Origin of the sequence: Pseudomonas sp. S4_EA_1b (assembly GCF_016307435.1) — a bacterium.
In the GTDB taxonomy this organism is placed as follows: Bacteria; Pseudomonadota; Gammaproteobacteria; order Pseudomonadales; family Pseudomonadaceae; genus Aquipseudomonas; species Aquipseudomonas rhodesiae.
Genome location: NZ_JAEILC010000049.1, coordinates 21,239 through 29,814, shown reverse-complemented (window position 1 = coordinate 29,814; position 8,576 = coordinate 21,239). Strand labels below are relative to the sequence as shown.

Annotated in this window: 9 protein-coding genes; 3 read left to right on the top strand and 6 right to left on the bottom strand. The window is 58.6% G+C overall.

Annotated elements, in window-relative coordinates; translation table 11 throughout:
- Positions 1-223: 223 nt before the first annotated feature.
- Together rpsI and rplM are read right to left on the bottom strand one after the other, a co-directional pair.
- Positions 224-616: a 30S ribosomal protein S9 gene (rpsI, locus tag YA0848_RS17650; RefSeq protein ID WP_016971570.1), complete on the bottom strand. Its 393-nt coding sequence runs from the start codon at positions 614-616 to the stop codon at positions 224-226.
- Between the two features lie 14 nt (positions 617-630).
- Complete coding sequence (gene rplM, locus YA0848_RS17645; RefSeq protein WP_003188508.1) at positions 631-1,059, bottom strand: 50S ribosomal protein L13; 429 nt, start codon at positions 1,057-1,059, stop codon at positions 631-633.
- 247 nt (positions 1,060-1,306) lie between these two features.
- Between rplM and YA0848_RS17640 the strand changes: the two genes are divergently transcribed.
- Positions 1,307-2,347: an NADP(H)-dependent aldo-keto reductase gene (locus YA0848_RS17640; protein WP_034095876.1), complete on the top strand. Its 1,041-nt coding sequence runs from the start codon at positions 1,307-1,309 to the stop codon at positions 2,345-2,347.
- A gap of 118 nt (positions 2,348-2,465) precedes the next feature.
- Here YA0848_RS17640 and YA0848_RS17635 read toward each other — a convergent pair whose 3' ends face one another.
- Positions 2,466-3,602: an acyl-CoA dehydrogenase family protein gene (locus tag YA0848_RS17635; RefSeq protein ID WP_034095875.1), complete on the bottom strand. Its 1,137-nt coding sequence runs from the start codon at positions 3,600-3,602 to the stop codon at positions 2,466-2,468.
- A gap of 220 nt (positions 3,603-3,822) precedes the next feature.
- Here YA0848_RS17635 and YA0848_RS17630 point away from each other — a divergent pair, with 220 nt between their 5' ends.
- The gene (locus tag YA0848_RS17630) at positions 3,823-4,743 is read left to right on the top strand and encodes a GlxA family transcriptional regulator (protein WP_169868007.1); all 921 of its coding nucleotides are present in this window, start codon (positions 3,823-3,825) and stop codon (positions 4,741-4,743) included.
- Positions 4,744-4,777: 34 nt separating this feature from the next.
- Here the strand turns inward: YA0848_RS17630 and zapE are convergent, their stop codons facing one another.
- The 3 genes from zapE to YA0848_RS17615 form a co-directional block, all read right to left on the bottom strand.
- Entirely contained in the window at positions 4,778-5,872 is a 1,095-nt protein-coding gene (gene zapE, locus YA0848_RS17625; protein WP_169902820.1) for a cell division protein ZapE, read from the bottom strand.
- A 79-nt stretch (positions 5,873-5,951) separates the two neighbouring features.
- Positions 5,952-7,307 carry a tryptophan--tRNA ligase gene (locus YA0848_RS17620; protein ID WP_034111750.1) on the bottom strand — a complete coding sequence of 452 codons (1,356 nt, stop codon included), beginning with the start codon at positions 7,305-7,307 and terminating at the stop codon, positions 5,952-5,954.
- 24 nt (positions 7,308-7,331) lie between these two features.
- Positions 7,332-7,961, bottom strand: coding sequence for an alpha/beta hydrolase (locus YA0848_RS17615; RefSeq protein WP_034111748.1), 630 nt, complete (start codon positions 7,959-7,961; stop codon positions 7,332-7,334).
- A gap of 147 nt (positions 7,962-8,108) precedes the next feature.
- Here YA0848_RS17615 and YA0848_RS17610 point away from each other — a divergent pair, with 147 nt between their 5' ends.
- Positions 8,109-8,546 (top strand): YhcB family protein, encoded by a 438-nt coding sequence (locus tag YA0848_RS17610; RefSeq protein ID WP_034095870.1) that lies wholly within the window; start codon positions 8,109-8,111, stop codon positions 8,544-8,546.
- The last annotated feature ends 30 nt before the right edge of the window (positions 8,547-8,576 follow it).

The following is an 8,576-nucleotide window of genomic DNA, read 5'->3' as shown; positions in this document are numbered from 1 at the left end:
CTACTAAGTATTAAATCTGAACTTATAAAAATTTTGCCGAATGGTAATGAAAAGCCCCACCTCTGACAAGGGAATTACCCGGAGCTCCGGCTCCAGGCCTTGTAGTATAGGGGGTCTACGGATGTGGCAAGTTGTCACGCCAATTTTTATGCATAAATCGCAGGCAATAAAAAACGCCCAGCTCCGCAAGGAGGCTGGGCGTTCTTCTGGAACGTAAAGCGAATTAACGCTTCGAGTACTGCGGACGCTTACGCGCTTTACGCAGACCGACTTTCTTACGTTCAACTTCACGAGCATCGCGAGTCACGAAGCCAGCTTTGCGCAGAGCGCTACGCAGGGTTTCGTCGTAGCTCATCAGAGCGCGAGTGATGCCGTGGCGGATTGCGCCAGCTTGACCACTTACACCGCCACCGATAACGGTGACGTAGATGTCGAACTTTTCAACGGTCTCGGTCAGTTCCAGCGGCTGACGAACTACCATGCGGGCAGTTTCGCGACCGAAGAAGTTGTCCAGGGAGCGGTTGTTGATCGAGATGTTACCAGTACCCGGACGCAGGAAAACGCGAGCGGTTGCGGTTTTGCGACGGCCAGTGCCGTAATTTTGAGTCGCCGACATAATGAACTATTCCGTTAAAACTTCAGTTCTTGGGGCTGCTGAGCAGCATGAGGGTGGACAGCGCCCGCATAGACTTTCAGCTTGCGAAACATATCGCGACCCAGTGGGCCCTTCGGCAGCATGCCTTTGACCGCGATTTCGATCGGGGCTTCAGGCTTCTTGGCAATCAGGCCTTCGAAGTTGGAAGACTTGATACCGCCTGGGAAACCGGAGTGACGGTAGTACATTTTGTCGCTTGCTTTGTTGCCGGTTACACGAACCTGCTCAGCGTTGATGATCACGATGTAATCACCGGTATCGACGTGAGGGGTGTACTCAGGCTTGTGCTTGCCACGCAGACGGCTGGCGACTTCAGTGGCCAGACGACCCAGGGTCTGACCAGCGGCGTCGACGACAAACCAGTCGCGCTGAACTGTTTCCGGTTTTGCAGTAAAAGTTGTCATTCTTTAATAGCCTCAGGGGCCGCCCTGTAAATTAGACGGCGGATCTTACTGAATAGTGCGTACTTTGACAAGTCAAAGGCAGCCGGATACAGACGCTATCGGGGGCTCGGGTCGGCGCGTCCGTTCAACGGCAAGATTCTTCGGCAGGCGGCGCATCACTTCCACTGCAGAAAGAGGTGGGCAATTATGCAGATTGCGAAAAAAAATTCAACCTGCTTTTATGATTGTTTTCCCGAAGGAGTACCCGATGGATTATCGACAGCTGGGCCGTACGGATCTGAACGTGAGCGCGATAGCCTTGGGCACCATGACCTGGGGCGAGCAGAACAGCGAGGCAGAGGCCTTCGCACAGATCGAGCGAGCCAAGGCCGCGGGGATCAACTTTCTCGACACCGCTGAAATGTACCCCGTGCCGCCCAAAGCCAATACCTACGCCACCACCGAACGCTACATCGGCAATTACTTCAAAAGCCGCGGCGACCGTGCCGATTGGATTCTGGCCAGCAAGATCGCCGGCCCCGGCAACACCATCGACTACATTCGCGACGGCCATCTGCGCCACAACCGCAAGCACATCGTCCAAGCGCTGGATGCCAGCCTCAAGCGCCTGCAAACCGATTGGATCGACCTGTATCAATTGCACTGGCCGGAGCGCAGTACCAACTTCTTCGGCCAACTGAGCTACAAGCACAAGGACGAAGACGACCTCACGCCGCTGGAGGAAACCCTCGAAGCGCTGGACGAACAGGTCAAGGCCGGCAAGATCCGCCACATCGGTCTGTCCAACGAAACCCCGTGGGGCACCATGAAATTCCTGGCCCTGGCCGAAGCCCGCGGCTGGACGCGCGCGGTATCGATCCAGAACCCGTACAACCTGCTCAACCGCAGCTTTGAAGTGGGCCTGGCGGAAGTCGCGATTCGCGAACAGTGCGGGCTACTGGCCTACTCGCCCCTGGCATTCGGCATGCTCAGCGGCAAATACGAAAACGGTGCTCGCCCAGCCAAGGCGCGCCTGACCGAATACAGCCGCTTCAGCCGCTACTTCAACCCGCAGTCGGAGGCGGCGTGCAGCCGCTATGTGGCACTGGCGCGCGAACACGGCCTGGACCCGGCGCAGATGGCCTTGGCCTTCGTGACGCAACAGCCATTCGTGACCAGCAATATCATCGGTGCCACCAGCCTGAAGCAACTGGACAGCAACATTGCCAGTGCTGATCTGAAGCTATCGAAGGAAGTACTGGAAGGGATTGAGGCGATTCAGAAGGATCATCCGAACCCGGCGCCTTAATTGGCATGTAGACCGCTATCGGGGGCAAGTCCAATCGTCGCACCGCCCTCCCACATTGAAATGCATTCCAATGTGGGAGGGGGCTTGCCCCCGATGACGCATTCAAAATCAGCAAAAATCAAAGCGACCGCGCAATGATTTCCTTCATGATCTCATTGGTCCCCGCATAGATCCGCTGCACCCGAGCATCCGCCCAGGCGCGGGCAATCGGGTATTCCCACATAAAGCCGTAGCCACCGTGCAGTTGCACGCACTCGTCGAGCACTTTGCATTGCAGGTCGGTGGCCCAGTACTTGGCCATTGCGGCGGTGGGCACGTCAAGTTTCCCTTCAAGGTGCAGCGCCATGCACTGATCGACAAACACCCGACCGACCTGAATTTCAGTGGCCATCTCCGCCAGCTTGAAACGGGTGTTCTGGAAATCGGCGATCGCCTTGCCGAACGCCTTGCGCTCGCGGGTGTATTCCAGGGTCCACGCCAACGCCGCCTCGGCGGACGACAGCGCGCCGATCGCCACCGTCAAACGCTCCTGCGGTAACTCCTGCATCAGATAGGCAAAGCCCATCCCCGCCTGGCCCAAGATGTTCTCCTTGGGCACTCGCACATCCTGGAAGAACAGTTCCGAGGTGTCCTGCGCCTTCATGCCAACCTTCTCCAGACGCTTGCCCTTGGCAAAGCCCGGCGTATCGGCCTCCACCAGAAACAGGCTGGTGCCCTTGGCGCCGGCCTTGGGATCGGTCTTGGCCACCACGATCACCAGATCGGCGAGATAGCCGTTAGTGATAAAGGTCTTGGAGCCGTTGATCACATACTCATCGCCATCCAGCACGGCGGTAGTCTTGACCCCTTGCAGGTCGGAGCCTGCGCCGGGCTCGGTCATCGCGATGGCGGTGACCATCTCCCCAGAGATCAATTTCGGCAGGTATTTATGCTTCAGCGCCTCACTGCCGTAGTGCAGGATGTAAGGCGCAACAATGTCCGAATGCAGGGAGAAACCAATACCGGTCAGCCCCAGCCGGCCGATCTCCTCGATCACCACGGCGCTGTAGAGAAAGTCAGCGTCCAAGCCGCCATAAGCGTCCGGCAAGTGGGAGCACAACATGCCGGCCTCTCCCGCCTTGCGCCACAGGTCGCGATCGATATAGCCCTGCTTTTCCCACTGCCCATGGAACGGCACGGCTTCTTTTTCCAGAAAAGTGCGCACGCTCTCACGAAAGAGTTCGTGGTCGGGGCTGAACAAGGTTCTCGGGATCATGGCGCACCTGTTTGGATTGTCGGACAAGGACGAGCCCACAGAGCCTATGCCGCCAAAGCGTCACGGGACACTGGACACATGCGACAAAAAATAAGACGATCCAGCCGTCTGGTGACCACTTTCCCCTATAAGAATAATTGAAATTATGTCTAACCAAATCTCCACGCCATTGCGGCGCGTCAGCATTTTGGCCATTGATCGGGTATTCGCTTCAACCCTCATGCAAGCCAAGGATTTCTTCCACCTCGCCAGCCTGCGCTATGGCAAGCAACAAGGCCTGGGCCTGACACCCGCGTTCGAAACGCGCCTGGTCAGCCCCGACGGGCAATCGGTGCGCAGCTTCAGCGATGTGATCATGCCGGTGGACGGCGGGCTGGAAGACGCCGATATCATCGTGTTGCCGGCCTTCTGGGATGATTTCGACGCCCTGTGCGGCCGCTACCCCCAAGTGCTGCCTTGGCTGCGCGCGCAACACGCACGCGGCGCCGTGCTGTGCGGCGAAGCCACCGGGGTGTTCTGGCTGGCTGAAGCCGGCCTGCTCGATGGCAAGGAAGCCACTACGTACTGGCGTTTCTTCAACGCCTTCAGCGAACGCTTCCCCAAGGTGCAACTCAATCAGGACAAGCACCTCACCGACGCCGACAACCTCTACTGCGCCGGCGGCACCACCTCGGCGTGCGACCTCTATATCTATCTGATCGAACGCTTCTGCGGCGCCAACATTGCCCAGGCCGTGGCCCGGGACATTCTCTATGAAGTGCAGCGCAGCTATTCGCCTGGACGTATTGGCTTTGGCGGGCAGAAGTTACACCAGGACGTGATCATCCTGCAGATCCAGCACTGGCTCGAAGAACACTTCGCCGACAAATTCCGCTTCGAAGACGTGGCCCGGGAACACGGCATGAGCATCCGCAACTTCATGCGGCGATTCCAGACCGCCACCGGTGACAAGCCGCTGCATTACCTGCAACGGTTGCGCATCGAGACGGCAAAGGGCCTGCTCTCAGGCAGCCGCAAGAGCATCAAGACCATCAGTTATGAGGTGGGTTACGACGATGCGAGTTTCTTTGCGCGGCTGTTCAGGCAGCACACTGAGTTGTCGCCGAACCAGTATCGCCAGCAGTTCCAGCAGGCTGCTTAAACCAATGTGAGAGGGGGCAAGCCCCCTCCCACACTTAGGGTTTGTGGCCGCGCGAGAGGAACTCGTGTGACTGCATTTCCAGCAAACGGCTGAGGGTGCGCTGGAATTCGAAGTTCAAACGACCGCCGGTGTAGAGGTCTTTGAGTTCGACTTCCGCCGAGATGATCAGCTTGACGTTGCGGTCATAGAACTCGTCAACCATGTTGATAAAGCGCCGCGCGATATCGTCGGTGGTGACGCTCATCTGTTCCACGCCGCTGAGGATCACCGCATGGAAGATCTTGCCCAATTCGATGTAGTCGTTCTGGCTGCGTGGGCCGTCGCACAGCTGGCGGAACTCGAACCAGGCCACGTCGTCGCAGGTGCGTAGGGCGATGATTTCGCGGTTCTCGATCACCAGCTTGTCGTTTTCCACCGCCTGGGTGCATTCCGGCGTGAGCGCACGGAAGCTCTTATGCAAGCTTTCGTGGGCGGCTTCGTTCAACGGGAAGTGATACAGCTCCGCTTGTTCGAGATGACGCAGGCGGTAGTCGACGCCGCTGTCGACGTTGACGATTTCAGTGTGTTGCTTGATCAGCGCAATCGCCGGCAGGAAGCGCGCACGTTGAAGGCCGTCTTTGTACAGGCCGTCGGGCACGATGTTCGAGGTGGCGACCAGGGTCACGCCGTTCTTGAACAGTTCTTCCATCAACGTGCCGAGGATCATGGCGTCGGTGATGTCGGAAACGAAGAATTCATCGAAGCAGATCACCCGGGCTTCCTGGGCAAAACGTTTGGCGATGATGGTCAGCGGGTTTTTCTCGCCCGGCAGGGTCTTCATCTCTTCGTGCACACGCTTCATGAAGCGGTGAAAGTGGGTGCGGACTTTTTCCTTGAACGGCAGCGCTTCAAAGAAGGTGTCGACCAGGTAAGTCTTGCCACGGCCCACGCCGCCCCAGAAGTACAGGCCTTTGACCGGCGTGTGGTCTTTCTTGCCAAACAGCTTGCTGAGCATCCCCGGCTTGCTTTGCGAGGCCGCGAGCAGGTCGTCGTACAGGCGCTGCAAATGACGCACCGCCGTTTCCTGGGCCGCATCATGGAAGAATTCAGGGCGTTTCAGATCAGCTTGATATCGTTCTAGGGGCGTCATAATTTCGTTAGCAAGGCAACAAAAACGGGCCGTCACTGTAACGACGGCCCTGGATAATGGCAATCAACCCTTGGTCGGGTTAATCCTCGAGGGGGGTCAATGCGATGCGCAGGGCTTCGACGGCCGCGTCAAGCGACGCAGGGTCGGCAAACTCAGCGCTGTCGGCCACCGCGGCGCCGTCCAGCCATACGCTGAAACGCAGACCTTCGGTGCGTACGTCCAACGCTTGACCGCTTTGCAGTTGTTTAGTCACCGCGCCCGCCGCCTTGCCATCGGCAAAGTTGCGTGACAGCAGCAATTGCTCGCCATCGGCGGCCAGCAGGCGGAAACGGAAACTGCCGTCGTCTTCACGAAAGCTGACGAAGCGCGCCGTCTTGGCGGCTTTCTTCTTGGCACTGACCGGCGCGGCCGCCTGATTGACGAACGAGCGCAGGCCCACCGCTTCACGCAACTCGGCGAGGAATGGGGCGGCCACGGCGCGAGCCTTTTTGGCGCCGACCAGCAGCAGGTCTTCCATGTCCGAAGGGCGTGACATCAATTGGTGATAACGCTCGCGGGCCTCACCCAATTGGCCGTCGAGTAGTTGGAACAGACGATTCTTCGCCTCGCCCCAGCCCAGGCCTTGCAGCAGCTCGCCACGGAACTCTTCTTCTTGCGCTTTAGTCGCAAACGCCTGGTACAGCGTGAACAGGTGCGAGTTGTCCGGGTCCTTGGCTTCGCCAGGGGCGCGGGAGTCGGTGACGATTCGCGAGATTGCGTCCTTCATGTCCTTGGCGCTGGTGAACAACGGAATAGTGTTGTCGTAGCTCTTGGACATCTTGCGGCCGTCCAGGCCCGGCAAGGTGGCGACGCTTTCTTCGATCAACGCCTCGGGCATGGTGAAGAATTCTTTACCGTTGCCGAACAGGTGGTTGAAACGCTGGCCGATGTCGCGGGCCATTTCCACGTGTTGGATCTGGTCGCGGCCCACCGGCACCTTGTGCGCGTTGAACATCAGAATGTCCGCCGCCATCAGCACCGGGTAGCTATACAGCCCCATGCTGATGCCCGCATCCGGGTCTTCGCCGGCTTCCACGTTCTTATCCACCGACGCTTTGTAAGCGTGAGCGCGGTTGAGCAGGCCCTTGGCGGCGACGCAGGTCAGCAGCCAGGTCAGCTCGGGAATTTCCGGGATGTCGGACTGGCGATAGAACGTCACCCGGTTCACATCCAGGCCACCGGCCAGCCAGGTCGCGGCGATTTCCATGCGCGAGCGCTGGATGCGCTGCGGGTCATCGCATTTGATCAGGGCGTGGTAGTCGGCCAGAAAGTAGAAGGAATCGGCATTGGCATCCTGGCTGGCGAGGATGGCCGGGCGAATCGCACCGGCGTAGTTGCCCAAGTGCGGCGTGCCGGTGGTGGTGATGCCGGTGAGGATACGGGTACGAGTCGTCATGGGTAATCGCTTATCAGACTGCTATCAATTCGAGAGACGCGGCAGCACCAGATCCTTGAGGTCGGTGAGCTTGCCGTGAAAAAAGTGCCCGCATTCTGCCACTTTCAGCAGCTCATGGGGGCGTTTCAACGCGGCGGACCAGTCGTAAACCAACTGCGGGTCGACTACTTCGTCGGTTTCCGGCTGGATCAGGGTCAACGGGCAATTCTGGGGCAGCACATCGTTATCGCTCAGACGCATCACGGCAGCGGCGACCATGAACAGGTGCGCAAGTTTTTCGCCTTTGGCCTCCAGGCGCCCGCCGAGGCTCGCCGCCACATAGCCACCAAAGGAAAACCCGAGCAAGGTGATCGGCAGGTCCGGGTGTTTTTCCCGCAGCCAGGTGACGGCCGCTTCGGCGTCGTCCACTTCGCCAGTACTCATGTCGTGAGTGCCGGCACTGGCGCCGACGCCACGGTAATTGAAACGCAGCGTGATCAAACCGGCATCGCGGGCGGTGCGTTGCAGGGTCGACACGACTTTATTGAGCATGGTCCCGCCCTGCACCGGGTTAGGGTGGCAGATCAGCGCCAGGCCACGTGCTTCGGGCTGATCCAGGTACAAGGCTTCCAACTGGCCTACCGGGCCATCGATCAAAACGGGGGTTTCACGCATGAGCAAGGAATGAACTCCGTGACCTCTCAATGGGTCGACTCGTCTAGCTAAAAATCTGTGCATGACATCATTGCGAGCTTAATCGCGGTATACAGCGCAGGTCCGAGCCGTTAACGTAAAGCAAAGCCGTTTATAGAGGAAGGACTCGTGGAACACTCGCTCTTAGTTTGGTTGTTGCCGACTCTTGCCCTGGTTGCCGGTGTCGCCATTGGATTCCTGGTTGCTCGCCTGCTGCCGAATGCCGCGCCTAACCGCACGCAGCGTCAGCTCGATGACATCCAGGAACGTTTTGACAGTTATCAGAACGAGGTTGTTACCCACTTCAATAGCACTGCGACCCTGGTCAAGAAGCTCACTCAGAGCTACCAGGAAGTACAGGATCATCTCGCCGATGGCGCTAACCGCCTGGCCCTCGACGATATTACCCGCCAGCGCCTGCTGGCCGCGCTGCACTCCGACGCACCGCAAACACCACGGGAACGCCTGACCCCGCCCCGGGAAAATCAGGAACCGCCACGGGACTACGCGCCAAAAACGGCGGATGCCCCCGGCATGCTCGATGAGCATTACGGCTTGAAGAAGTAAATCTTTTCAAGCCGCAAAAAAGCCCGGTTG

Coding starts and splice junctions, on each gene's coding strand:
- YA0848_RS17640 (WP_034095876.1), top strand. CDS start 1,307: ATGGATTATCGACAGCTGGGCCGTACGGATCTGAACGTGAGCGCGATA.
- YA0848_RS17615 (WP_034111748.1), bottom strand. CDS start 7,961: ATGCGTGAAACCCCCGTTTTGATCGATGGCCCGGTAGGCCAGTTGGAA.
- zapE (WP_169902820.1), bottom strand. CDS start 5,872: ATGACGCCCCTAGAACGATATCAAGCTGATCTGAAACGCCCTGAATTC.
- YA0848_RS17620 (WP_034111750.1), bottom strand. CDS start 7,307: ATGACGACTCGTACCCGTATCCTCACCGGCATCACCACCACCGGCACG.
- rpsI (WP_016971570.1), bottom strand. CDS start 616: ATGTCGGCGACTCAAAATTACGGCACTGGCCGTCGCAAAACCGCAACC.
- YA0848_RS17635 (WP_034095875.1), bottom strand. CDS start 3,602: ATGATCCCGAGAACCTTGTTCAGCCCCGACCACGAACTCTTTCGTGAG.
- YA0848_RS17630 (WP_169868007.1), top strand. CDS start 3,823: ATGCAAGCCAAGGATTTCTTCCACCTCGCCAGCCTGCGCTATGGCAAG.
- rplM (WP_003188508.1), bottom strand. CDS start 1,059: ATGACAACTTTTACTGCAAAACCGGAAACAGTTCAGCGCGACTGGTTT.